This is a genomic window from Winogradskyella marina (assembly GCF_015645385.1).
GTDB lineage: Bacteria > Bacteroidota > Bacteroidia > Flavobacteriales > Flavobacteriaceae > Winogradskyella > Winogradskyella marina.
On the sequence record NZ_JADOET010000018.1, the window covers coordinates 14,570 to 40,658 of the forward strand.

General features: G+C 31.6%; 25 protein-coding genes and 2 tRNA genes. 12 read left to right on the plus strand and 15 right to left on the minus strand.

The features are described 5' to 3' along the window. Window position 1 precedes the first annotated feature (1 nt). The 7 genes from ITJ86_RS15370 to tgt all read right to left on the minus strand — a co-directional run bounded on the left by ITJ86_RS15370 (window position 2) and on the right by tgt (window position 8,504). The gene (locus ITJ86_RS15370; protein ID WP_394370120.1) at window positions 2–1,267 is read right to left on the minus strand and encodes an asparagine synthetase B; all 1,266 of its coding nucleotides are present in this window, start codon (window positions 1,265–1,267) and stop codon (window positions 2–4) included. 87 nt (window positions 1,268–1,354) lie between these two features. Then, window positions 1,355–2,389, minus strand: coding sequence for an AI-2E family transporter (locus tag ITJ86_RS15375; RefSeq protein WP_195872545.1), 1,035 nt, complete (start codon window positions 2,387–2,389; stop codon window positions 1,355–1,357). A 71-nt stretch (window positions 2,390–2,460) separates the two neighbouring features. Beyond that, the gene (gene dnaB, locus ITJ86_RS15380) at window positions 2,461–3,996 is read right to left on the minus strand and encodes a replicative DNA helicase (protein WP_195872546.1); all 1,536 of its coding nucleotides are present in this window, start codon (window positions 3,994–3,996) and stop codon (window positions 2,461–2,463) included. A 167-nt stretch (window positions 3,997–4,163) separates the two neighbouring features. Further along, a complete protein-coding gene (locus ITJ86_RS15385) occupies window positions 4,164–5,117 on the minus strand; it encodes an acetyl-CoA carboxylase carboxyltransferase subunit alpha (protein WP_195872547.1) in 954 nt (317 codons plus the stop codon). A 146-nt stretch (window positions 5,118–5,263) separates the two neighbouring features. Next, complete coding sequence (locus ITJ86_RS15390) at window positions 5,264–6,172, minus strand: DMT family transporter (protein ID WP_195872548.1); 909 nt, start codon at window positions 6,170–6,172, stop codon at window positions 5,264–5,266. Next, entirely contained in the window at window positions 6,159–7,235 is a 1,077-nt protein-coding gene (locus tag ITJ86_RS15395) for an LptF/LptG family permease (RefSeq protein ID WP_195872549.1), read from the minus strand. Before ITJ86_RS15395 ends, ITJ86_RS15390 begins: the two co-directional genes overlap by 14 nt. Window positions 7,236–7,373: 138 nt before the next feature. Then, window positions 7,374–8,504 (minus strand): tRNA guanosine(34) transglycosylase Tgt, encoded by a 1,131-nt coding sequence (tgt, locus tag ITJ86_RS15400; protein ID WP_195872550.1) that lies wholly within the window; start codon window positions 8,502–8,504, stop codon window positions 7,374–7,376. Between the two features lie 206 nt (window positions 8,505–8,710). On the opposite strand from tgt, the gene ITJ86_RS15405 reads away from it, so the two are divergent. From ITJ86_RS15405 to ITJ86_RS15420, 4 genes are read left to right on the plus strand one after another with little or no spacing between them, the layout of a single operon-like run. Beyond that, window positions 8,711–9,556: a transketolase gene (locus ITJ86_RS15405; protein ID WP_195872551.1), complete on the plus strand. Its 846-nt coding sequence runs from the start codon at window positions 8,711–8,713 to the stop codon at window positions 9,554–9,556. Window position 9,557: 1 nt separating this feature from the next. After that, on the plus strand, window positions 9,558–10,265 hold the full coding sequence (locus ITJ86_RS15410; RefSeq protein WP_195872552.1) for a hypothetical protein: 708 nt from the start codon (window positions 9,558–9,560) through the stop codon (window positions 10,263–10,265). Then, window positions 10,262–11,215 (plus strand): transketolase family protein, encoded by a 954-nt coding sequence (locus ITJ86_RS15415; protein ID WP_195872553.1) that lies wholly within the window; start codon window positions 10,262–10,264, stop codon window positions 11,213–11,215. Before ITJ86_RS15410 ends, ITJ86_RS15415 begins: the two co-directional genes overlap by 4 nt. A 57-nt stretch (window positions 11,216–11,272) precedes the next feature. After that, window positions 11,273–11,872 (plus strand): outer membrane beta-barrel protein, encoded by a 600-nt coding sequence (locus ITJ86_RS15420; protein WP_195872554.1) that lies wholly within the window; start codon window positions 11,273–11,275, stop codon window positions 11,870–11,872. An 84-nt stretch (window positions 11,873–11,956) separates the two neighbouring features. Here the strand turns inward: ITJ86_RS15420 and ITJ86_RS15425 are convergent, their stop codons facing one another. Continuing rightward, window positions 11,957–13,012, minus strand: coding sequence for an FKBP-type peptidyl-prolyl cis-trans isomerase (locus ITJ86_RS15425; RefSeq protein ID WP_195872555.1), 1,056 nt, complete (start codon window positions 13,010–13,012; stop codon window positions 11,957–11,959). A gap of 133 nt (window positions 13,013–13,145) precedes the next feature. Here ITJ86_RS15425 and ITJ86_RS15430 point away from each other — a divergent pair, with 133 nt between their 5' ends. From ITJ86_RS15430 to ITJ86_RS15440, 3 genes are all read left to right on the plus strand, one after another. Continuing rightward, on the plus strand, window positions 13,146–13,520 hold the full coding sequence (locus tag ITJ86_RS15430) for an RNA-binding S4 domain-containing protein (protein ID WP_195872556.1): 375 nt from the start codon (window positions 13,146–13,148) through the stop codon (window positions 13,518–13,520). Between the two features lie 73 nt (window positions 13,521–13,593). Next, window positions 13,594–14,169: a methyltransferase domain-containing protein gene (locus ITJ86_RS15435; RefSeq protein WP_394370121.1), complete on the plus strand. Its 576-nt coding sequence runs from the start codon at window positions 13,594–13,596 to the stop codon at window positions 14,167–14,169. A gap of 92 nt (window positions 14,170–14,261) precedes the next feature. Then, window positions 14,262–14,765, plus strand: a complete 504-nt coding sequence (locus ITJ86_RS15440; RefSeq protein WP_195872558.1) for a phosphoribosyltransferase family protein — start codon at window positions 14,262–14,264, stop codon at window positions 14,763–14,765. Here the strand turns inward: ITJ86_RS15440 and ITJ86_RS15445 are convergent. Next, complete coding sequence (locus tag ITJ86_RS15445; protein ID WP_195872559.1) at window positions 14,757–15,278, minus strand: shikimate kinase; 522 nt, start codon at window positions 15,276–15,278, stop codon at window positions 14,757–14,759. The genes ITJ86_RS15440 and ITJ86_RS15445 overlap by 9 nt on opposite strands. Before the next feature lie 130 nt (window positions 15,279–15,408). On the opposite strand from ITJ86_RS15445, the gene ITJ86_RS15450 reads away from it, so the two are divergent. The 5 genes from ITJ86_RS15450 to ITJ86_RS15470 all read left to right on the plus strand — a co-directional run bounded on the left by ITJ86_RS15450 (window position 15,409) and on the right by ITJ86_RS15470 (window position 18,539). Next, window positions 15,409–15,481, plus strand: a tRNA-Lys gene (locus ITJ86_RS15450). Between the two features lie 55 nt (window positions 15,482–15,536). Beyond that, window positions 15,537–15,620, plus strand: a tRNA-Leu gene (locus ITJ86_RS15455). Window positions 15,621–15,885: 265 nt separating this feature from the next. Next, window positions 15,886–16,617 (plus strand): hypothetical protein, encoded by a 732-nt coding sequence (locus tag ITJ86_RS15460; RefSeq protein ID WP_195872560.1) that lies wholly within the window; start codon window positions 15,886–15,888, stop codon window positions 16,615–16,617. Window positions 16,618–16,801: 184 nt separating this feature from the next. Then, entirely contained in the window at window positions 16,802–17,134 is a 333-nt protein-coding gene (locus ITJ86_RS15465) for a helix-turn-helix domain-containing protein (protein ID WP_195872561.1), read from the plus strand. A 52-nt stretch (window positions 17,135–17,186) separates the two neighbouring features. Further along, window positions 17,187–18,539, plus strand: a complete 1,353-nt coding sequence (locus tag ITJ86_RS15470) for a hypothetical protein (protein WP_195872562.1) — start codon at window positions 17,187–17,189, stop codon at window positions 18,537–18,539. Window positions 18,540–18,574: 35 nt separating this feature from the next. Here the strand turns inward: ITJ86_RS15470 and ITJ86_RS15475 are convergent, their stop codons facing one another. From ITJ86_RS15475 to ITJ86_RS15500, 6 genes are all read right to left on the minus strand, one after another. Beyond that, window positions 18,575–19,006: a hypothetical protein gene (locus ITJ86_RS15475; RefSeq protein WP_195872563.1), complete on the minus strand. Its 432-nt coding sequence runs from the start codon at window positions 19,004–19,006 to the stop codon at window positions 18,575–18,577. Window positions 19,007–19,014: 8 nt separating this feature from the next. Further along, window positions 19,015–20,508 (minus strand): phospholipase D-like domain-containing protein, encoded by a 1,494-nt coding sequence (locus ITJ86_RS15480; protein ID WP_195872564.1) that lies wholly within the window; start codon window positions 20,506–20,508, stop codon window positions 19,015–19,017. Between the two features lie 118 nt (window positions 20,509–20,626). After that, window positions 20,627–21,331, minus strand: coding sequence for a M48 family metallopeptidase (locus ITJ86_RS15485; RefSeq protein ID WP_195872565.1), 705 nt, complete (start codon window positions 21,329–21,331; stop codon window positions 20,627–20,629). Window positions 21,332–21,336: 5 nt separating this feature from the next. After that, on the minus strand, window positions 21,337–24,597 hold the full coding sequence (locus tag ITJ86_RS15490; RefSeq protein WP_195872566.1) for a type I restriction endonuclease subunit R: 3,261 nt from the start codon (window positions 24,595–24,597) through the stop codon (window positions 21,337–21,339). After that, window positions 24,594–25,253: a hypothetical protein gene (locus tag ITJ86_RS15495; protein WP_195872567.1), complete on the minus strand. Its 660-nt coding sequence runs from the start codon at window positions 25,251–25,253 to the stop codon at window positions 24,594–24,596. Before ITJ86_RS15495 ends, ITJ86_RS15490 begins: the two co-directional genes overlap by 4 nt. After that, window positions 25,253–26,089, minus strand: coding sequence for a hypothetical protein (locus ITJ86_RS15500; protein ID WP_195872568.1), 837 nt, complete (start codon window positions 26,087–26,089; stop codon window positions 25,253–25,255). The genes ITJ86_RS15495 and ITJ86_RS15500 overlap by 1 nt, the downstream gene beginning before the upstream one ends.

The following is a 26,089-nucleotide window of genomic DNA, read 5'->3' on the forward strand; positions in this document are numbered from 1 at the left end:
ATTAAGTCTTCTGCTTCTTCTTTTTCGCAGCTGGAAACAATACATTGTTTAAAATTAAACGATAACCAGGTGAGGTAGGATGTAAATCTAATTCGGTTTTTGGGTCGCCTACTCTATGTGTATAATCTTCTGGATCGTGACCTCCATAAAAGGTAAAAAAGCCTTTACCTTTAATACCGTGAATGTATTTAGCTTCACCATTGGTTCGGTTTTCTCCCATTACCAATACATTAGATTTAATTTGATCTCTAGTAAACGACGTCGTTTGGCCCATAAACCCTTTTACTAAAGCCGTATGATTTTGTGTTAGCATCGTTGGAATAGGATCCCATTTTGCAGAATATTCCATTAAAGAAAAATAATCTACAGTTTTATTTATCTGTCTTTTTTGAGTCATATCTATTGAAGAAAACTCGTAAACATTAGGACTACGTTCTAGTATATAATCTTTAAAAGCGAAGGTTTTAGAATAATCAATTTTATTCTGATATCCTGGATCACTTCCATCACCATCAAACATTGGCTCACATATATCTACTCCTTCAGCCGAAAGCGCAATATCAAAACTATCGGTCGCTGAACACATAGCAAACATAAATCCGCCACCAACAACATAATCTCTAATTTTAAGCGCTACAGCTAGTTTAGCATCAGATACCTTATCGTATCCTAAGGTTCCAGCTAATTCTTCTGCTTCTTTTTTATCTTCAATATACCAAGCTGCGGATCTATAAGCTCTATAGAATTTACCATATTGACCTGTAAAATCTTCATGGTGCAAGTGTAACCAGTCGTAGAGTAGTAATTCATCTTTTAAAACCTCCTCATCATAAATTGTTTCATATGGAATTTCAGCATAGGTCAATACCATAGTTACAGCATCGTCCCAAGGTTTTAGTCCTGTTGGAGTATAAACAGCTATTTTTGGTGCTTTTTCTAATACAACCGCTTCTTGATTTACAGCAGGACTCGCAATATCTTCTAAAATCTGAGCCGCTTTAGCATCAGAAATCACTTCAAAAGAGACGCCTCTAATTTGACATTCGCGTTGAATAATTTCGGCATCAGGTAATAAAAACGAACCACCTCTATAATTAAGTAGCCACTTTACTTTTAGCTCGCGATCTAAAGTCCAATAGGTTATACCGTAGGCTTTTAAATGGTTGCTCTGCGTTTCTGCGTCCATTGGAATAAGAATATAAGACGCATAAGCATTGGAGCTACATACAATTAGAAATAAAATGATGGCAATTTTCTTCAAGTTCATAGATTTAGAACGAAATATAACCAATTTTTAGTCTTTAATGAATTGATTTATCATTCTTTTAAGACCTTGTTTGAATATGTAATACGACTACTTTAAAGTAGATTCACTTCCCGAAAGTAAGCTAGCTATGACTTTGGTACCTTCAAACTGTTCTAAAATAATTTTAACAAATACAGTTATCGGAATAGCCATTACTAAACCAGGAATTCCCCAGAGAAAACCCCAAAACATTAGCATAACTAAAACCGCAATGACGTTTATAGAAAATGATTTTCCCATAAAAATAGGTTCTAATACTGCACCAAACGTAACTTGTACTAAAGAAATTGATAGAATAAAGAAGAACAAAGTACTTGTAGGATCGAGCTCTACAAAAGCAAAAATTGATAAGAAAATTACTGAAATAAAAGAGCCTACCATTTGAACAAAATTAATAGTAAAGGCAAATAATCCCCAAAATATAGGGAAACTCACATCAAAAAACACGCACATTAATCCTGTAAATATACCAGTTAAAGCACTAACTAAGACCTTCACTTTTATGAATTTTATAAGATCTTTTTCGATCTTCATAAAGGTTTTAATAGATGTGTGTTTTTGTTTTAAAAGCGTATTATTCAATAACTTATGAACATTTATAGATTCTGCCAACCACAGAACAACAAAGAAAACAGTCATTAATAAACCGGTTAAGAAAGAGTTTAAAAATCCAAGTGTTGATCCTAAATTTTCCTTCTGAAAAAACTGGCCTAAAACCCCATGCTCTTGTTCTATCTCAATACCAAAATTATCTAATAAGTAGATTTTTAAGTCCGCTGTTTTTAATTCAGCTTTAGCTAAGAATTCAGTATTGTTTGCTAAAATTTGTTTACTCGAAAGTTGTATGAGTTCAATACCTAATTTAAGCCCTAAGGTTACCAGAAGTAAAACAATAATTATGCTTATTATCTTTGGTACATTTCTACGACCTAACCATCGCATCAATGGTAAAAACAACAACGCAATAAACATTGAAAAAATCAATGGAATAAATATAAAGGACAATATCTTTAGTAAATAGAATACTAAAGGGACTGCTATAATTAGCAACAACACATTTGTTGTACGTCTTTGTTCTAACATTCGGCAAATTTCTTTTTAACTAAGCGGTCAAAGATACATCAAAATACACTTTTCATTAGCTTAAAATGCTGTTAAAATGGTACACCGTCATCTTCAGGACCTCCAAAGGCGTCTGAAGCTGAAGGGAATTTATCTGGAGTAAACGTATTGTCGCTGGCTGCATCGTTCATTTTTGAATGAAATTCACCACCAAAAGGAGTATCAAAATCATCTAAATTATCAAACTTACCTAAATGACCAATAAACTTCAATCGAATGTTTTCTAAACCACCATTTCTGTGTTTTGCAACAATAAATTCACCTTGTCCTTCGGTTGGCGAACGTTCTTCATCATCCCATTCGTCAATCTTATAATATTCAGGTCTATAGATAAACGAAACAATATCCGCATCTTGCTCAATGGCACCAGATTCACGTAAATCGGATAATAATGGACGTTTACTTCCACCACGCGTTTCAACTGCACGCGATAATTGAGATAAGGCGATTACAGGAACACTCAATTCTTTTGCCAAGGCTTTTAGATTACGAGAAATCATGGAAATTTCTTGTTCACGATTTCCACCTTTTTGACTTCCACCTGCAGTCATTAATTGCAAGTAGTCAATCATAATCATCTTAATTCCGTATTGAGATGCCAAACGACGTGCTTTTGCTCTTAAATCGAAAATAGAAAGCGACGGAGTATCATCTATAAATAAAGGAGATTGTTCTAAGGTTTTTACTTTAACGTTTAGCTGTTCCCACTCGTGTTTCTCTAATTTACCTGTTCTTAACTTTTCTGAAGATAGTCCGGTTTCACTCGAAATTAAACGGGTTATTAACTGTACAGAAGACATCTCTAAAGAGAAGAAAGCTACAGGTATATTACTACTTACAGCAATGTTTCTTGCCATGGTTAACGTTAATGCCGTTTTACCCATACCAGGACGTGCTGCAACAATGATTAAATCACTTGGTTGCCATCCTGAAGTTAATTTATCGAGTTTATCAAAACCTGAAGGTACACCACTCATACCTTCTTTATTAGACATTTCCTCAATTTTCTTTTTCGCCTGTATTACTAAACTTTGAGCAGATTCAGTAGATTTCTTTACGTTACCTTGAGTGACTTCGTATAATCTTGCTTCCGCATTATCTAATAAATCAAAAACATCTTTAGTTTCGTCGTATGCTTCCTCAATTATTTCGTTCGAAATCTTAATTAAACTTCTTTGAATATATTTTTGAAGGATAATCCTAGCATGAAATTCAATATGTGCCGAAGACGATACGCGTTGCGTTAAAGAAATGAGGTAGAAATCACCTCCAATTAATTCTAATTTTTCATCTTTCTTTAATTGACTAGAAACGGTTAATAAGTCAATTGGCTCACTATTTTCGAAGAGTTTAAAAATGGCTTCGAAGATATGTTTGTGTGCTTCTTTGTAGAAAGAATCTGGACTTAAAATATCAATTACTTCGTCTACACCCTTTTTATCAATCATCATTGCACCTATCACAACCTCTTCTAAATCAATTGCTTGAGGTGGTATTTTACCTTTTTCTAGGTTAATGATAGTGCCCTTATCAACTTTGTAGCCTTGTACTGGGTTTGGTTGTTTCATAAGTAACAAAAGTAGTTAAATAGTGTTGAGAAAATGAAATTGATCGCTTTACGATTTCAACATGTCATCAACAATCTAACTGTTAATAACTTGGATTTATTGTTAATAGCGCCAAAAAAAACCGAAGCTAAAACTTCAGTTTTTTTAGTTGCCTATGTTCATTGGATTTAGTCTTTATAGACTCCCATCGTATCGTATTTTTCCATACGTTGATTCACTAAATCTTCTGGTGATAAGTTTTTAAGCTCTTCATAAGATTTAATAATAGCGTTTTTTACCGCTGAAAATGTTTTATCTCTATTGGTATGCGCTCCACCAAGTGGTTCTTTAATAATAGAATCAACAAGCTTCATACGTTTCATATCTTTAGCTGTAAGTTTTAATGATTCAGCAGCTTGTTCTTTATATTCCCAACTTCTCCATAATATAGAAGAACACGATTCTGGTGAAATTACAGAATACCAAGTATTCTCTAACATCATTACGCGGTCACCTACTCCAATACCTAATGCACCTCCTGATGCACCTTCACCAATAATTACTGTAATGATAGGTACTTTAAGACGTGCCATTTCTAAAATATTTCTAGCAATTGCTTCACCTTGCCCACGCTCTTCTGCTTCTAAACCAGGATAAGCACCTGGAGTATCGATTAATGTCACAACAGGAATTCCAAATTTCTCAGCAGACTTCATAAGTCGTAATGCTTTACGATAGCCTTCTGGATTAGACATTCCGAAATTACGATACTGTCTTGTTTTTGTATTAAACCCTTTTTGTTGACCAATAAACATATACGATTGATCTCCAATTTTACCCAAACCACCGATCATGGCTTTATCATCCTTTACATTTCTGTCACCGTGTAATTCTAAAAATGTATCACCACAAAGTGCTTTAATATGGTCTAAAGTATAAGGTCTATTAGGATGACGTGATAACTGAACACGTTGCCACGCTGTAAGATTTTTGTAAATGTCTTTTTTAGTTTCAGCAAGTTTTTTCTCTATTTGCTTACAGGTTTCAGAAACATCTACGTCACTTTCTTTGCCTATAATCTGACATTTATCGAGCTGTTCTTCTAATTCTTTTATCGGTAATTCAAACTCTAAATATTCCATACAATTTGAAGTTAGTTTTTGTTTAGTTAGTATAGTTAGGGTACAAACCTACGTATTCTTATTTCTATATTACAAGAAATAAATAAAAATATAAGTTCACCATTTCAATTTACAAAAATAGAATTTATTACAGAAACTATACAAGTTTAATTGGTAATACTATTGGATTTAATTCGTCGTCGCTTATAATTTTTAAAAATGGCATCAAACACAACCGTAACCATAATAAGGATAGCACCTAAATAAAACTGTGGTGACATCTTTTCTGTATCGGGAAAAAGCAAAATAGCGATTACTATCCCATAAATCGGTTCTAGATTATAACTTAAAATAACTGTAAATGGACTGATGTAACGCATTATATCTACAGAACCAATAAAGGCGTATGCTGTACAAACTGAAGCTAAAATAAATAGATACACCCAGTCGGAATTAGATAACATAAAGAACTCTGCATTAAAGGATTTACCCGTTAATAAAATAAACACAGTTATAAAAAACACACCACTGATAAACTCATAAAACGAAATTACAGTAGCATTGTGCTTCTCTATAAAAAGACCATTAATTACAGCAAATAATGTTGATAGTAATGCCGATAGTAATCCTAAAACAATGCCATTAATGTAACCCATTTCGCTACTCGTAATTAGAAACACTCCAAGGATTACGATGATTCCAAAAATAATCTCATAGCCTAAAATGCGACGTTTAAAAAAAACAGGTTCTATTAAGGATGCAAAAAAAGCACCCGAAGAAAACATAGCCAAGGTTATAGAAACATTAGCTTGGTTGATGGCTTCAAAAAAGGTAATCCAATGTAAAGCAATGATAATACCAGCAACAAAAAACTGTAAAAGTGCTTTTTTAGATACTTTAATATTTAGTCTTATAACTTTAATGTAGATGAACATTAAAATTCCCGCCATTGCCATTCTATACCAGACCAATTCTAATGCTCCAATAGTAATGAGTTCTCCTAGAATTGCCGTAAACCCAGCAATGATAACAAGAAAATGTAAGTGTAAATAATGCTTTAGTTTAGCGTTTGGCATTTTGTAGCAGATATATTGCTAAAATACCAAATAATACATTAGGAAACCATACTGCTACCACAGCTGGAAAATTAGACTGTTCTGCCATGACTCCAAAAACCTTATCAAAGAAAACATATATCATGGCAATTGCGATACCTACCGCAAGGTTTGCTCCCATGCCACCACGTCGTTTTACCGAAGATACTGCAACAGCAATAATTGTAAGGATAAATATGGATACAGGTAAGCTCCATTTTTTTAATTTTACCACTTCGTATCGACCAATATTAGGCGAACCTCTTCGTTTTTCGGCAGCAATAAATTTGAGTAATTCACCGTAAGACTTAGTTTCTGCAGCATATTGAACAGGTGTTAAGTCTTCGAGTTCAAATGGAAATTGCATGAGTTTTTGACTCTCTTCTTCCACTGTTTCAACTCCATTATTAAATGAGCGTTTAACGTACGTTATAAGTTTATAAGCACTGTCCTTTTCAACATAATTAATTCTGTCTGCGAAGATTTTATACTTCAATTCGTTACCTTCAAAATGTTCGAAAGTGAATTTTAAACCTGTTTCAGTTTTAGGAATAAAATTATTTACATAGACATAATCATTATCATTAATTTGTTGGTAAACATCCTTTGTTTGCTGTATTTTCCTATTCTTTCTTAAATACTTATACTTAAACTCATTGAAACCTTGACTTGCAATAGGAGCTAAATACATCCCTAAAAACAAAGCAATTCCTGCAATAATAGAAGCACCAATTAAATAAGGTCTTAAAAACCTTGAAAACGAAACTCCAGAACTTAAAAAAGCAACGATCTCTGTGTTATTAGCCAGTTTAGAAGTGAACCATATAACCGATAGAAATAAAAATAAAGGAAATAGAAGGTTCGCAAAATAAACTGTAAAATCTAAATAATAATAGGCGACCTCACCAAACGGCACATCGTTTTCTAACATCTTACCAACCTTCTCTGCTAAATCTACTATTATTCCAATAGGAACAAACAGCAATAACATTATGAGAAATGTGAACAAATACCGTTTTAATATGTACCAATCTAGTATTTTCAATTTTGTGTTGTTTGTTATTTAGTTATTTGTGTCAAAGTTGTTTTGACTAATTAAATTAATGATGTCATAAAAAACACTTCTAAAGTCCTCACAAGGGGACAATTTTCAATTTTCAATATTCAAATTCTAGTTCTAGTTCTACAAACGGTTATCCATTTGCTTCACCATTTTTTCTTTCCATGCTCTAAAATCGCCAGCAATAATATGTTTTCTAGCTTCTCTAGTTAACCAGAGATAAAATCCTAAATTATGAATGGTCGCAATTTGCTTGCCTAACAATTCATTTACTGTAAATAGATGCCTTAAGTATGCTTTACTATATTCGGTATCTACGAATGTAATTCCCATCTCATCTATTGGTGAAAAATCATTAGCCCATTTTAAGTTTTTAATATTAATTGACCCGTGAGCTGTAAACAACATTCCGTTTCTGGCATTTCTTGTTGGCATCACACAATCAAACATATCTACACCTAACGCTATATTTTCTAATATATTGATTGGAGTTCCAACTCCCATTAAATATCGTGGCTTATCTTCTGGTAAAATATCACAAACCACATCTGTCATGGCATACATTTCCTCTGCAGGTTCACCTACTGAAAGTCCACCAATTGCATTTCCTTCTGCTCCAGCATTAGCAATATATTCTGCTGACTGCTTTCGTAAATCGGTATATGTACTACCTTGAACAATTGGAAAAAAAGTTTGTTCATAGTCGTATTTAAAAGGGGTCTTTTTTAAATGTGTTAAACAACGTTCTAACCAACGATGCGTCATGTGCATAGAACGTTTTGCATAGTTATAATCGCACGGATAAGGTGTACACTCATCAAAAGCCATAATAATATCTGCACCTATGCTACGTTGTACTTCCATTACGTTTTCTGGTGTAAATACGTGGTAACTCCCATCAATATGTGATTTAAACTTTACACCCTCTTCTTTTATCTTTCTATTAGAAGACATAGAGTACACTTGGTAACCACCAGAATCAGTTAAAATATTACGGTCCCAATTCATGAATTTATGTAACCCTCCAGCTTGTTCTAAAATTGGAGTTTGAGGTCTTAAATAAAGGTGATAGGTATTTCCAAGAATAATATCAGGATTAATATCATTTTTTAATTCGCGTTGATGCACACCTTTAACAGAAGCCACAGTGCCAACTGGCATAAAAATAGGAGTTTCTATAGTCCCATGATCTGTAGTAATTGTTCCAGCTCTTGCTTTGGTTTCTTTATCGTTTGCTACTCTAGTAAATTTCATGTAATATTTTAAGTCTGACGGCAAATATAAATAACTCTATTACATTCCTTCTTAAATTAGATTTAAAAAATAGTTGCTCATTGACATTTGGAATTTTCATCATATTGTTAGCAAATCATGCAATTCGTTAATAAGTGCCTCATTTCTACTTTTGAAAACACTTAGTAAAAAGTTACTTTTGTAGCATAAAACTTAAGCGACATAACATGCCAAACATTAAAGAATTAGAAGATTTAACAACTCAAGTTCGTAGAGATATTTTACGAATGGTACACAAAGTAAACTCTGGTCACCCAGGAGGGTCATTAGGTTGTGCCGAATTTTTTGTATCAATTTACAAAGAAATCATGGAACGAAATGAAGGTTTTGATATGGATGGGATAGGTGAAGACTTATTCTTTCTTTCAAACGGACATATTTCACCTATATATTATAGTGTATTGGCGAGATCGGGCTATTTCCCTGTTGAAGAACTAAACACGTTTAGACTTATCAACTCGCGTTTACAAGGTCACCCAACAACACACGAAGGCTTACCAGGCATCAGAATTGCTTCTGGTTCATTAGGTCAAGGAATGTCAGTTGCTCTAGGTGCGGCGCAAGCCAAAAAACTAAATAACGATGATCACCTCGTTTACAGTCTTCATGGTGATGGTGAATTACAAGAAGGTCAAAACTGGGAAGCCATTATGTATGCTTCTGCTAAAAAGGTAGATAATCTTATTTCTACAATTGATTTAAACCAACAACAAATTGATGGTTCTACAGACGATGTTTTACCAATGGGAAGCCTTAGAGCAAAATTTGAAGCCTTTGGTTGGACTGTTTTAGATATTGAAAAAGGTAATGATATCGAGGCTGTACTTAAAGGTATGAAAGAAGCTAAATCCCTAACAGGAAAAGGAAAACCTGTTTGTGTTCTTTTACATACAGTAATGGGTAATGGCGTTGATTTTATGATGCACACACACGCTTGGCATGGTAAAGCGCCAAATGATGAGCAATTGGCTATTGGTTTAGAACAAAATGTTGAAACTTTAGGAGATTATTAATATGAAAAAAATAGTCGTAATAATCCTATTACTATTTATATCTATTGGCTTCTCTCAAGAAAAAACAATTACACTAGATTACGCTGTAGACTACCTTGTTACCAATAATAAACAGTCGAGAATTGACACTGTAAAAGTTGGCTTAGACAAAAGCGGAACATATCTGTGGACAGATAGCAAGTATTTAGCTAAAAATTTAGCAGCATCAATGTTTCTTGGAAAAGACAGCTTGTTAGAGAATTCAGAATTATCTATTATTTTAGATACAGAAAGCAATTCAATTATGCTATTCTTTAATTCCGAAGGAAATGAGTTATACATGAATATGTTATTATCAAGTTTCTTTCCTGATTCAGAAAATGGAGAAAATAAAGAATTTGACTTTATTACTGAAAATACCAATGACACTATACTCGTCGCTGGAAAAGAAGCTGAGATTTATGATATTTACCCTAGCAATGAAGGTGAATCTCAAAAAATATCAATAGCATTTGACAAAACACTAGAGGTTGACAACAACCAATTATTTAGAAAATTTCTTGAGTTAATTTTCGCAACTCAAAATGGCTTAGTAATGGATGAAATGAATTTTCCTAACGGACTTATTTTAGACATCACACTTAAAGGAAGAAAACTAATTGAAGCCAACAACATAGAACAAAAGACAAAAACAATTACTATTAATCACAGTTTCAAAATAACAGAATGAAAACATATACATACACAGAAAAAAAAGATACAAGAAGTGGTTTTGGAGCCGGTTTAGCAGAACTTGGAAGAACAAACCCTAATGTTGTTGCACTTTGTGCAGATCTTATTGGGTCGCTAAAAATGAATGAATTTATTGATGAAAACCCAGAACGTTTTTATCAAATAGGAATTGCAGAAGCTAACATGATGGGAATTGCTGCAGGTTTAACCATTGGTGGCAAAATTCCTTTTACGGGTACGTTTGCAAACTTCTCAACGGGTCGTGTTTACGATCAAATTCGTCAATCCATAGCTTACTCTGGTAAGAATGTAAAAATTTGTGCTTCTCACGCTGGATTAACCTTAGGTGAAGATGGTGCAACGCATCAAATTTTAGAGGATATTGGATTAATGAAAATGTTACCAGGAATGGTCGTTATTAATCCGTGTGATTATAACCAGACAAAAGCGGCTACGATAGCTATTGCAGATTATGATGGCCCTGTTTATTTAAGATTTGGCCGCCCTTCTGTCCCTATTTTCACTCCTGCTGATCAGAAATTTGAGATTGGTAAAGCCATTCAATTAACTGAAGGTACAGATGTAACTATTGTTGCTACAGGTCATTTAGTTTGGGAAGCTTTAGAAGCCTCAAAAGCATTACATGAAGCTGGTATTTCTGCTGAAGTGATCAACATACACACCATTAAACCATTAGATGACAAAGCTATTATAGAGTCCGTTTCTAAAACAGGTTGTATCGTTACTGCTGAAGAACATAACCACCTTGGTGGTCTTGGTGAAAGTGTTGCTAGAGTTTTAGCACAGCACAAACCTACACCTCAAGAATTTGTTGCAACAAACGATACTTTTGGAGAATCGGGTACACCAGCACAGCTTATGGACAAGTATGGTTTAAATAGTGATGCGATCCAAAATGCTGTTAAAAAAGTTCTGAAAAGAAAATAATTTTGATTTGGCATCGTTTTTGGAAATAAGAACCTAATCTTATAAAAAACGAACATTATGAAAAATTTAAAGAAAACAGTTATTGCAACTGTGATTTTTGCTTTTGTTGGATTTACAATGACGGCTCAAAACGGAAATTCTTTTGGAATTAAAGGAGGACTAAACTATAGTGCCAACGGAGACTATTTTGAATCCATTGGTGCTAATGCTGAAAGTCCTGATCGCAATATTGGATACCATATTGGACTATTTGGAAAAATAGGTAACAAGTTTTACTTAAAACCAGAGCTCATTTATACGGCAACACGAAGTGAGTATAGTAGTGATGAGTTTTCTGTTCAGAAAATAGATGCTCCTATATTATTAGGTGTAAAAGTATTAGGACCAGTAAGTGTATTTGCTGGCCCTTCATTACAATATATTTTAGATACAGAATTTGAAGGTATAGACATTGATAATGTTGAAGAAGATTTCTCAGTTGGATTAAATTTTGGAATCGGACTTAGCTTTAATAATATTGGTATAGACTTAAGATATGAAAGAGGTTTTACTGAAAACGAAGCGACTTTTATTGATAATAATTTAGGATCTGGAGTTGTTAGTAGAGTTGATACAAGACCAGACCAATTAATATTAAGTTTATCTTTAGCGCTTTAATGCTAAAAAAGTTAGTTATAAAAAAAAGCCGCTCAATTATTTTGAGCGGCTTTCTTATTTTAAAAAACTTAACGAAGTTAATTACTAAATCTCATTATAATTAATGGAAATATTTGGATCTAAATAATCTGGTGTTCCATCATTATTTGAGTCTGCTATAGTTACTGTTTTAATAGTAATTATACCATCGATTTCAGTTCGACTTCTTTCAAACTCGTTAGCAGCAAGCACTGGCTCTTCTTCACCTAGATTGGTATCTACGGTATATGTTGTAGGAATTAATTCATCAATCGTTAAAACAAGATCTCCATCATCGTCGATGTCTATAAAGTCTGGCCTCCCATCATCATCTGTGTCATCGTCAATTACATATAAGTCGGTATTGCGATCTTCAATATAAGAAGGTATACCGTCATTATCATGATCCTCTACTTGAACTTGTAACAATTCAAACTTAAACATAATATTATCATAAGATGAACCTGTTGCAACACCCGAAAAATACGCCAAACCAGAAGGTATAAACATCACCCCTAAACCAGGATTGGTAAAATTTAAATTACCATTCTCATCAATACCATCAAACATTGCTGCTTTAAATTCAGGAAACACAAGCGGCCAAGCCCTAACAAAAGCGGCATTGTTTGTGCCGTCTGCTTGAAGTGGAATACCAACAGGTGTAACAGTTGAATCAAAAACCTCATAATTACCATCTAAAGCATCATTTACTGAGCTTCCGCTATACCTTACAAGAATTAAGTCTGTAAAATTTGGAGAATCACCTTCCCCTTCAAATAGATTTAATATATAATATTCATAACTAGCACCAAGATGAGTTGTGGTACGCTCTTCAACAGCAGACATCAACAAAGTATGGTTTTCTGGCACCTCTTCACCTTCTTCTAAAGGGGTAATTACAATATCAGTGTATTTAAAATTAGACCCCGTTTCAAAAAAACCAGAATTATAATAATGTGATGTTAAATACGCGACTAAAGAGTCTTTATCTTTAGCTTGTTGCTCTGTTCTATCTTCTTCAACAAAAGTAACTGTATCACCATCGTCATCATTGTTACATGAGACCACAACGATAAATAAAAGCATGAGTAAAAGACTAGATTTTAAAATTTTAATTTTCATAGAAACTTATATTACCCGTTTTAAGCTACTACAGCTTTAAATGGAGTTCATTATTGCTTATTTTTAAGGCGCAAGATACAATAATATAATATTTTTGCACTACAACATTAACGTAGTTTTTAGTAAAAAAGATATGCGAATTGATAAATATTTATGGTGTGTACGCTATTACAAAACAAGAAGTATTGCGACAAAAGCTTGTAAAAAAGGACAAGTTAAAGTTAATGGAGCTGCGGTAAAACCATCGCGAGAAGTATTTCCTACTGATAAGATTGAACTTAGAAAAGACCAAATTATCTATCAGCTTACAGTTAATGATTTACCTCCAAATCGCGTTGGTGCAAAACTGGTTGATATATACCGTGTAGACACAACACCAAAGTCGGCATTTGAAGCCAAAGAACTCTTAAAGTACAGCAAAGATTATTATAGAAAGAAAGGTACAGGACGTCCTACAAAAAAAGACAGACGTGATATTGATGACTTTTATGATAATGAAGAAGAGTGAGTTTAAACGTAAAATTGCATAGTGACAGAAGCAATGTTTTAATTTAAAACAACTAGTTCAGATTATGAATCAAATGAACAAGACATACTGGGAAGAGCGTTACGACGCTCATAAAACCGGTTGGAATATTGGCTACGTTTCTACTCCACTAAAAACGTATATTGATCAACTTGAAGATAAATCCATTAAAATTTTGATTCCAGGAGCTGGCAATAGTTATGAAGCCGAATATTTATGGCATAAGGGTTTTAAGAATGTCTATGTATTAGATATTGCTGCACATCCCTTAAATAATTTTAAACATCGTGTACCGGAGTTTCCTCAGAACCAACTGTTGAATTTAGACTTTTTTGAGTTGAGCGATAGCTTTGACCTCATTATAGAACAAACATTTTTTTGTGCACTCCACCCAAGCTTAAGATTAAAATATGCACAGCAAATGCATCAACTTTTAAAACCCAACGGTAAGCTCATTGGTTTATTATTTCAAATGGAGCTTACAGAAGATGGACCACCTTTTGGTGGAAGTATTTCTGAATATCAATCCCTTTTTAAACAAATATTCAGCATTAAAGTATTAGAACCATCAATTAATTCCATAAAAGAAAGACAAGGTAATGAACTGTTTTTTATCTTTGAAAACCCATAATGGGTATTTGACATACTTTGATTGTAGTCATTTTTAAAGATTAAGCTACAAACTGTCGTTTATAATAATTCCTAATTTTGTAATAACAACCTATGGCACTAACGAAAAATACGATTTTAAGTCATAAAGAAATTGAGCACAAAATAAAGCGCATAGCGTATCAAATTTACGAAAGCAATGTTAATGAAACAGAGCTTATAATTGCTGGGATTGAGAGCAACGGTTATTTGCTTGCCAAGAAAATAAAATCGCATTTAGATAAAATATCTACTATTAATTCTACATTATGCAAGGTTACCATCAATAAGGTAGAACCAACGACACCAATAAAAACGTCTATTTCTAAAGACGATTATAGTAATAAGTCATTAGTGCTTATTGATGATGTGTTAAACTCTGGCAGCACCTTAATATATGGCATAAAGCATTTTTTAGATGTTCCCTTAACTCAGTTTAAAACAGCAGTTTTAGTAAATCGCAACCATAAGAAGTATCCAGTAAAAGCGGATTTTAAAGGTATTTCGCTTTCAACTTCTTTATTTGAGCATGTCCATGTTAACTTATCTAAACAACCTTACGAGGCCTATTTAGATTAAGTGCGCCACAAGGTCTTCTAAAATTTCTTGCTGTGTTTTATTATCGGTGTTTAGCGTAAACTGAGATTTACTATAATACGGAATGCGCTCAAACAAGTGTTTTCCTATAAATTCTAACAATTCAGCCTCAGTACTTATATGACTGATTAACGGTCTATTTTCTCTTTCTTTAAATAAACGTTTGACTAAAAGCGGAATTGATAGCTTTAAGTAAAACGAAATCAAATTGGTGTTTCCCGTTAATAAGTCCATGTTATTTCCAAAACAAGGAGTTCCTCCACCTAATGCAAGCACTAGATCTTCTGAGGTGTTTAGAAGCTCATTGAGATACTCCGTTTCTTTTTTTCGAAAATAGATTTCACCTTTAGTTTTAAAAAGCTCTGGTATTGAGGCACTTTCCTTTTCTGAGATATAATCGTCTAAATCTAAAAAACTAGAATTCAATCTTGTAGCTAATTCCTTACCTAAAGTTGATTTTCCCGATCCCATATATCCTATTAAAATTATAATCATAACGCTTATAAATTGATTATTAAACTGATAGCTAATTAGACTACAAAAAAACAAAAAAAAATATAAAAAAAGTGTTGTTTTATTGATTAAACATTATATATTTGCACCCTCGTTAAAGAGAAAACATTTTGACCAGTTAGCTCAGTTGGCAGAGCATCTCCCTTTTAAGGAGAGGGTCCTGGGTTCGAGCCCCAGACTGGTCACAAAAAAAGTTAAGCGTAAAGCTTAACTTTTTTTTTATCTTTACTTCATTATTATGCGCACGTGGCGGAATTGGTAGACGCGCCAGCTTGAGGGGTTGGTGGACATTAGTCCGTGGAAGTTCGAGTCTTCTCGTGCGCACTAATATTTATCTACACCCAAAATAACAAACTGTTTAACAGCAAGTTAAAAAATAAACTTCAGATTACTACCCCTAATTTTACCCCTGAATATTATTTTAGTCTTAATAATTGAATTAATTTCTAATTAATAAATTCTTTTAAATGAAATAAAAATTGGGGCGGCTACCACCAGAAAGACACATCTTAAATACAAGCTTAAGGGAAGTCGTTTCCCCCAGAGGGTCAGAAAAAAATTTTTATATTTAGATTTTAAAAAAGTAAATATGGACTATTTAATTGAAAAATTATCTGATCTTGATAAAATAAACGTAGACAATATTGACAACCTTGCACATAATTATATTATAAACTTTGAAAACTATATTACTCAAGCAAGAGAGGAAAAAAAATCGGTTAAAGAAAGTTTTTTAATAGATGAAATAATAAGGTTTGATTCAGCAATAAATATTTTGAAGTATGCCAACAATCTTGGGGATTTAGAAATCACTGCCAATAAGCTACTTGACAACTATAATTCAACCTATAATTCATTAGAGAGCAAGTATAATAAATACGGAAGCGACATTTTCACACCGATAACTAAAAGATGGCGAGTATTAAATAAAAGAAATACTACTTTTTTAAATTATGGTTTTAACCAAGATAAGGATATATTTAGCGATACTAAAAAGGCCAATAAATTAAATCTCTATTTTAGAGATAAGAAAAGCGTAGAAACATTCTATCAATTTGAAGAAAAGCTGATTGTTAAGGGTTTTCTAGATGAAGAAAGAAATAATTGGAAAGGTTCAACAGCTTCACTTTATAGGTTTGTCCATTATTGTTCTATAAACAAGCTATTTAAAGAACGTTATTTTGGTGATTATTTTATAGATGTATTCAAGGCTTTTAGAGGAATTTATAATAAACATGATGCTAAAGACTATGATAAGATTAACAAAAGAGATAAAATTGTAGCTGCCAATTCTGATGAGTTCGATTTTCTAAATCCTTGAGAAATTAATCAAATAGTCTCCCCTTTTTATCCCTTAACATAAGATTAACTTCCTTATACTACCCTACAGAACGGCTAATCAGCACTAAATATACTTCATTTTTACATCTCCCCATTCTATCCCCTTTTTGAATTTATGTAAAAGTTTTCTGGTAAAATTGTTCAAATTATTAAATAAAAATAAAATGAACACAAAAAAAGAACAATACCAAATCCTCTTTACTCAACATCTACTTAATAATACACATAAGAAGATATACTCATTAAACGATGTTGAAAAAATCATCAACAAAGTTATAGATTCATGCGTTCCTAAAATAGTCACTTCCGTATTAGAGCAGCAAAGTTTGAATTCTGAACTAAAGTTATATACAAGGAAAGAAGTTTGCGACATCCTAGATGTTACCACTACCACACTTCATAATTATAAGCACCAAGGAAAACTAGTACCCATCAAGAAGAATGGTAAGGTTTATTACAAAGCGGCAGATTTAAACAATTACATAAACAAACAATAAGATAATTATGAGAAACTCAATAAATAATATCTATGTTTGGCTACCGAAAAAAATGCATACAGACCTAATTCATAAATTAGAAGCGTACGATAATAACAAGACTAAGTTATCTAAATCGAAAATGCTTTATTTAGCAAACCTTCCTATTTACTTAAATTCAAGGCATAAAAATGACGAAAACAACAATAGTTGGACTCCAATATGTAGTGACTTATTAAAAAACATCAAAAATTATTCAAAATATATAAGTTTTCTTATTGACAATGGTTTTTTTGAAAAACACAAATCTAATTATAGTTCAGACAGGAATCAGTGCAATAAATACAGAATTCACAGTAAATATTCAAAACAGGTTATACAATTTCAATCTGTAAAGGCACATTCAAATTTTACAAGAGGCATTAATAAATCACGAATAGATAGAGAATCTATAGCAAATAAATCTTGTAAGCATCTCACAAAATGGTTAATTGCTGAAAAGTTTACAATAAATTACAATGAAGCTGCCGAGTATCTTAAAACCAAATATGCAGGTACTAATAATCTAAAAAAGAGAAACAATAGAATAGTAAGCATAGATGAAATAAAAAATAACATTTTCACTTATAGCAGGAACGGAAGAGACAACAGATTACATTCTAATCTAACACGGCTAGCAAAGGATCTTAGAAAGTTCGTAAAATATGATAATGAATTCCTATATTCAGAAGATATTTCAAATTGCCAGCCATATATAGTTTCTAATTTAATAAATAAGATTAAAGATAGAGTGAATAACAGAGGTATAAAGAATAATATAGATAGTTATCATAATCATATAATAGATAAATATACCCCTATAATGTCCGACCATTTCGACCAAGACGAGTGTAGTAAAGAGATTGAACGTTTCTCTAACCTAATGCTTAACGGATCTTTTTATGAAGATTTTTCTAATTATCTATATGAAGACGGAATAATTTCTTTATTCTATAACGATAGTGCTAGTTACACTTCAAACCGTAAAATATATACATTCAAAAATAAAAGAGATGCTTCTAAAGCTATATTTTTAAAAACGTTGTACTCATCAAAAAAATCTAAAGAAAATATAATCAACACGTTTAAAATGAATTTCCCTTATGTCTATGAAATTATTCAAACTTTTAAAACTGAAGACAAAAGTGATTTCCCTATAATGATTCAGAATATTGAAGCTGATTGCATTATAGATTATTGCACAAAGATATTAGCAAAGAAGTATCCAAAAATGCCACTTTTCACAATACATGATAGTATTCTAACAACAGAATCTTATTCTGATATACTTAATAAAGAAGTTAAAATATTATTATCTCAATACTTTGAGAGCGAACCAAATTTAAAATCTGAACATTGGTGCCCAGAATGTTTAGATGTAGCTTAATTATACTTTAATTTTAAAAGTCATTAGCCATTAAACTAAGCTATATGTGGTTTATACTTTAAACACTCTAGATATGAATCAAAAGCTTCATATGAATATTGATTTTTAGAATTTATTTTACGATAATGTTTTTTGAGCACATTATCACTACGTAACACTTCACTATAGCACATATATGGTTTTCCTCTTTTATTTAAATAAGTAACTTCTGTAGTAAATAAAGTATGGTCTTTACCAAATCCCCTACTTATAATAAAGTATTTTAACGTCTGAGTTTCAAAATACGAGTCTAATTCATGATTCAAGTAGTATTCAATTACATCCTTATTATTTCTAATAAAATGCTTTTCATATAATAAAACTGATTTTGGAACAAAGGACGGCGAATTAATATAGCCTTTTATGTTTCTTACAGTTTTATCGTTTAGTATATCATCTATTTGTCGTTGCTCTCTCCTATAGTTCATTATTATATTTAAAAAGGTGAAACAGAGCCATCTTCATTAACAAAATTACCATAACTGTCTCGTAGTAAAACATTTCCAAAAAAATTAAAAGTATTCCCAGCTCTATCTTTAAAAATGAAATCTTCTACATATTTATACCTATTGCCTTTATTATCAAAATACTTATATTCTGAAGCATCTTGTAATTTTAAAACCGCATCTCTTTGTTTATCGAGCTCCTGTTCAAGTTCATATAAATAACCTTTAGTATAAATAAGAAAATAAGAAGTATAATCTATATATAAATTAGGATACATTTCTAGAATAAAATCCTTATCTGCATCCGTAATACGACAATATTTTAAATAAATTTCACTTATAGAATTTGCAATATTTTCTATATGATAAAAACCATTTACACTAAAGCCTGAGAGACTTAATGCTTTTAAATTTTTAAACCCTGAAAACCATTGTATATCTATACGTGCCTCTTTTTCACTATACAAATTGATATAACTCGCACTTTTTTTAAATTTATTAATTATTTTTTCATTTACTTCATTAAAAGTCATATTTATCCTCTCCAATCTTGCAGCAATATCATATGGAATAATATCACTAGAAATACTTTCTAATATACAAATATTTGAAATCGTTAGATTTTGGTTATAGTTAATTAATCTATTAAATTGAAATAATGTTTTGAATGTTATTTTTTTTATGTTCTTCAACTTATCTAAAGATAGTAAAGGTACTTCTGATTCTAATTCACAATCCAATTCAATAGGGTTAGTCATATTAACTATATTTAAGATCAGGATTAAGAATTCATGTAAGGAATATTTTTCGATTTTTTCGACTTCCCAATGATAGTAAAAGTCATCATCATATTGCTCTATCTTTAATTGGTTATAAAATAGGTCTAATTCATCCTCAGTACCAAAATCACTACACACCTCTTCAATAAAAAAAACCTTCCAGTCGTAACTCAAAGAATGCCACCATGCTATTTTATTTTCACTTACAGTCTCACCATAACTTAATTCCTGCGCTTTAAGAATATAGAAATCTGTTTTTGTTTTAATTTCTACTTCTTTTTTAGGCATTAAGCTATTATCACCTAAAATAGAAATAAAATTCCTTTTAGCCTCTGTAATGTTATTTTTAGAATATGTAACTAAAACATTTTCCCCATCAACTCTCTGAATTGCTTTATTTGTCCAATTATATGAGCCTGTAATTAAGACTTCATCATCTATAATACAATACTTATGATGGCTTTCTCTAAAAAAAATATTCTCATTTGGTATAAGAAATTCTATATTAAGAAAATAATCTCTATTGAATTCATCATCCATTACTATGATTTTAACATCAACATCACATTTTATTTTATCTTCAAGTATCGAAAGAATCTTCTTATCTGTTATCCAAGCTACAGCTAACCAAATATATTCTTTAGCATCATCTAACAAATGAATTATTTTTGCTTGAATATCTTTAAAGTAAATTTCATTTTCCATACATACCTTTTTAATCAAAGCTTATTTTTTTAGACTAAGATTTAATGCAAGTAAAATTTTAATTGATCGTAATAAATATTAATATCTAATGTAAGGTTTAAACTTATTTTATAAATTATTATACCATCATCTTCTCCAATCTATCCTTAATTATTTTCCAATCAGGATATACTTTTTCTAAAAGATTAAAAAAATCTGTACTGTGATTCAAATACTTGAGGTGACATAATTCATGTATAATCACATATTCTATACATTGTTTTGGTGCTTTAATAAGCTCAAAATTCAAATGTATGTTACCATTCTTATCACAACTACCCCATCGTTTCTTCATCCATCTGTATGACAATGTTGGTTCATCCCTGTAAAAGCTTTTTGAGATAGATTTTAACCGTTTAAAAAGCACTTCAAAGTATTTCTCTGCCTTTTCCCTATACCACTTTTTTAACTGCTCCTGAACGGCTAATTTATCGTCTTTATCTTTAACATAAACATTAATATACCCTCCTTTTAATTTTACATATGCCTCATTTGACTTATAAAGTTTCAACCTATATTGCCTACCCAAATACAAATGTGTTTCTCCACTGATAAATTTACGCTCGGGTGTTAGCGGATGAAAAGACAAAAAGAAATCTTGTTGTTTAATAATCCATGAGGCTTTATGCTTTACCTTTTCTCTTACTTTTTCAATAGAACTTTCTTTAGGGGCAGAAACTTTCACCGATTTATCAGGGTGTACTTTTATACCTAATGTTTTACGCTCAGAAAACTCCAAACTATAATCAATTAATGTGTTACCATATTGAATTTTGTCCTTCATAAAAACTACTTATATTTTAAAATAGCAACCTTCATACATTCTTCGATTAAGTGATCAATTTTATCCCAATTAGTATCTATATCAAATTTCTTTAAAAGTTCATATAGTGCATCTCCTATAGATATATTGATTTTCCCAACAACATCAGTGTTTTTTTGCCACTCTACAATCTTATTATCATTTATATATATATGCTGTTTAACTGTATTGTCAACTGCTAAACTTGTCTCTATATGGAATTTTGTATTTAAAAGTGTAGGGTCATTAAACACAGACTTACTAAAATTATAAAAAGCTAGCGCAACGTCATTGTTCGCAAGTTCTTGAGGTGCATCTTTAGACCTACCGTGTAAAAAATTATTCTCATGTTCTTTAGCTCGCTTTAAAAACTCAGCTTCAGATATTCTTTTCAAATAATATTCTTCTATAGTTTCTTTTATTAAGTCTGAGAGCCTTTTGTAATATACAGGGTCTTCTTGCATTTTTACATTAATAGCTTTAACTGTTCTACTAGCAATATGATCTGCTTGAGCTGCTTTACCTGTGATTTTTTCTATTTCAGCCTCCCTCTCCTCTTTATCAAAAATATTAACTAATTCTGTTACTTTCATAATTTCACCTTCAGTTGAAATATGTTTATTGATTAGCTTTTGTATTTGAGGCTCGAACTCCTTATATGCTAAGTCATCATTATATCGTCTTTTTACATCAATTCTTAACTTTAAAAAGAATTTAGCATCTCTTTTATACACCTCGATTTTCTTAGCTGATGTATTGTTTACAAAATCAACAGAGGACAAAGCCATCTTTAATAAACGAGCATAATTCCTTAATTTTTCATAAAAATTATTTCTCACATCTTCAGGTGATAATAATTCTTCATAAGCAGTTGGCTCTAAATTCTTATCTTTAAGTGTCTTAAAAATATCCCATAATTCTGAATGAGATTGTGGTAAGTTTTTTATTTCTTCATTAATATTTGTCAACGTACCTTCTATCTCAGACTCATCAAATTCTGCAAGTCCCGAATAAGTACTTAATGCATTGTCTAAATTTTCTAAATTACCGTAATAATCAATGATATAACCATAGTCTTTTCCTGGATACACACGATTAACTCTTGCTACAGCTTGCAGTAAAGTATGTTCTTTTAATGATTTACATAAATATAATACCGTGTTATTTGGTGCATCAAAACCTGTTAAAAGCTTGGCTACTACTATTAATATTTCAGGATGCTCACGTTTCTTAAATTGTGTAATAACACTTTTCTCAAAACGTTTGAGGTCTCCATATTTATCAATCATAGCATCGAAGTAGTTGTCCTCTCTTTGTTTTTCTTCATTTACATTATAGAATCCATCCTCAGCTCCTTCTCTTTGATCTGATTGTGTAACAATAACTTCTGAAGATACCTTACCAATATCATCTAAAAATTCCTTGTATAATAAGGCGGTTTTAATACTTGGTGCCACTAACTGTGCTTTGGGCTTATATTTATCAGATTCAGTTTGAAAGAAGTTTCTATAATGTTCTGAGATATCCCAAGCTCGAGCATAAATAACTTTTTCAGTTTTATTTAACTCGCTAATAGTATTAAACTTCTTTTTTAAATTGGCTTTTCCATAATCAGATAGAGGCTCTGAAAGCTTATCAAAGTATCTATTTACAGGGTCTTCATCTACTGTTATTAAATTATGCCTACCCTCATAAAGTAGTGGCACTACGGCACCATCTTCAACAGCATCTTTAACCGTATAAGGATGCCCTATATAACCACCAAACTTACTTGCTGTACTCTTTTCCTTTTTCATTAATGGTGTCCCTGTAAAGGCTAAAAAACAAGCATTTGGAAAGACACGCTGCATGCTAACATTGAAAGTTCCATATTGTGTTCTATGACCTTCATCTATCATTACAAAGATGTCGGGTGATAAGAATGGTTTTTTACATTGTTTTACAGCAGACTCAAATTTATTTATGATAGTCGTTATTATAGCATCACTTTTATCATTTAGTAATTCTGCTAGATGAGTCCCAGTTTTAGCCTGCTTAACTTCTTTTTGACACTTTTTAAAAGTATCTGATATTTGGTCATCTAAATCAATTCTATCTGTAACTAATAAAATCTTTGGATTAGAAATTTCTGAACTAGAAGCTATCATTTGAGCTAACATTACCATTGTTAAAGACTTTCCACTCCCTTGAGTATGCCAAATAACACCTCCTTGCCTTTTTCCTGTATTATCAAAATGAGTTACACGACTCAACGTATCATTTACTGCAAAATATTGCTGATACCTTGCCACCTTTTTTATTCCCTCATCATAAATAGTGTAGTTTCTAATAATATCTATAATACGCTCGGGTCTACAAAGGCTATAAAGTAACTCGTCTTGTTTAGTTAGCAACCTTTCCTCTAGTTCTAAACCATCAAAGTAACGTCTTGCATAATTAAAACCATTTGTTCTTTCTGCAAACAAATCATCTTTTACAGATTCTTTTAAAGGTTTATTTTTTAACTCTTTTAACTCTTTCCAATAATTGATTTCTGCTTGTTTAGATGCAAATTGCTCTTTCCATTTTGCCCAAAACTCCTTACTTGTCCCTGTAGTAGCATAACTACCATCATTAGTTGCTATACTTAATAGCAGATTAGAGTATATGTAAAGTGACCTAATGCCTTTTTTACTAAAGTTTCTTATATGCTGCTCAATAGCTAACTCAGTTGGGGACTTAGTACCACTTAATGATGGGCTTTTACATTCTATAATAACAGTAGGTATACCATTTATAAATAAAATAACATCAGGTCTATAAGTGTCCGTTCTGCCTGTACGCATTACCGCATACTCTTCTGTGACATGATAAACATTATTTTTAGGGTTTTCCCAATCTATGTATTGTAAAGTATGGCTCTTTTTATCACCATCTATACTTTGTTCCATAGCCTTTCCCAAAGTAATAAGGTCATAAAAAGCTGCATTAGCATTTATAAACCCTTCATTTATTGGTAAGTCTTTTAATGATAAAATAGCTGAATTTATATTTGAATCTGAAAACTCATAGACCTTGCCTTTGCGACTAATACTATTAATAGTTTTTAATTGCGTTTTAAGTACATTTTCAAATAGTACAGAAGATTTCTTACCTCCTCGCCATTGTAATGCCTTTTCTGGTGACACATACTCATAACCCATGTTTACCAATAACTGAATACTTGGTATTTGAGAACTATGGTCTTCTAAAAATGAGGGTGTTTTCATAATTCATTTGTTTCTAAAAATCTAACCTTTGATTTATCCCACTCTATAACTGTTTCATATTGATAACTTTCATCGTCATAATACAAGATTTTTATTTTAAAATAAGAATCTCTTGGATGCTGAAAAGTCTTCCCTGATAATTGAATATTCTTTCCTTTTTCAATTGTGATATCTTGACTCCATTCTTGAATCCAAAATGTTCCTTCTCCCTCTAATAATTCAAAACCTCTATAAAATGCCCTTTCTCCTCTATTATTTAATTGTATATGAAAAGTGTAATCTGTGCCATTATACCCACTATTATTCTTCCATATCCTTGGCTTTACAGACATTCTTAATCTCCTCTCAAACAAATTATTGAGCTTAACCAATTCATTTATTTGAGACTGCAATTCATTGTCATTTTTCAAAAGATTTTTAAACTGAATCATTGTATAAATAATGGTTACTACTGCCAAAATAGCACCAACCCATATTCCAAACAACTCTACACCAGATAACGGCTCAGTAATTGTATGCACAACTAAATCTTCATCAGGTTTTTGTAGCTTAACTAAATTTTCAAGATTTAAATGAATTGTATCCTGCACACTAACTATTGTGTCTTTTACAATACCATTTTTCGTGTTTTTTAATATGATTATTTTATCCTGCATTATGATTCATTTTTCTCAATGAGATTAACTTTGATGAGTTGAGATTGCTCCACATTTTTATCAAATCTCTGTCTTAACACTTCGGTTATAATGTCAATTACTGTTACAGTAATAGCATTATCTTGAAAATAGAAATCAGTTACAATTCCAACTAATTTAATGTATTTTTTACCATCTATTACGTTTTCTTTCATTGGCATGTACCATAAACCGCAACCACTCAAACCTTTTGGGTTGGGTAATGTGCTATATTTAGAATCCAATTCATTATTATAATCGTTGTTGTTATAATCAACTATAATCTTGCTATTCTTTTTATAGTCGGGAACTTTTATAAATTTACCAGATTTCGACTTTACTCTTAAGATTAAAGGGGTTGGAATATAACCCTTATTGTCCTCACTTTCATAGAAGGTACGAGTCCATTCATTGGGATAACCAAATAAGTAGTATTCTCGTTTATCAGATATTTTATGATTTAATTCTAAATCATGAAGATTCATAAAATTAAATATTGTTTTGATGTTTTCAACAGTTTCATCATCAAGCTTAAAAACCACAATATCAATTTCATCATTCTTTTTATTTTTAACAATCGTATTAGTAATTATCCCTTTTAATGTAAATAAATCCTTGCCATCAGAAACACGCATGGCCTTTACAACATTAGTATTTATTACGTGAGCTGAAGAGATTAGAAAATATTGTTTATCGACCACTACAAAAACACCAGAACCAATTATTTGATAATTATTAAATAACTGACAAGTAAAATTGGAAACGAACTCTCTACATTCTTCCATTTGGTTTATTAATATATCCCTTGAGCTTTTCAT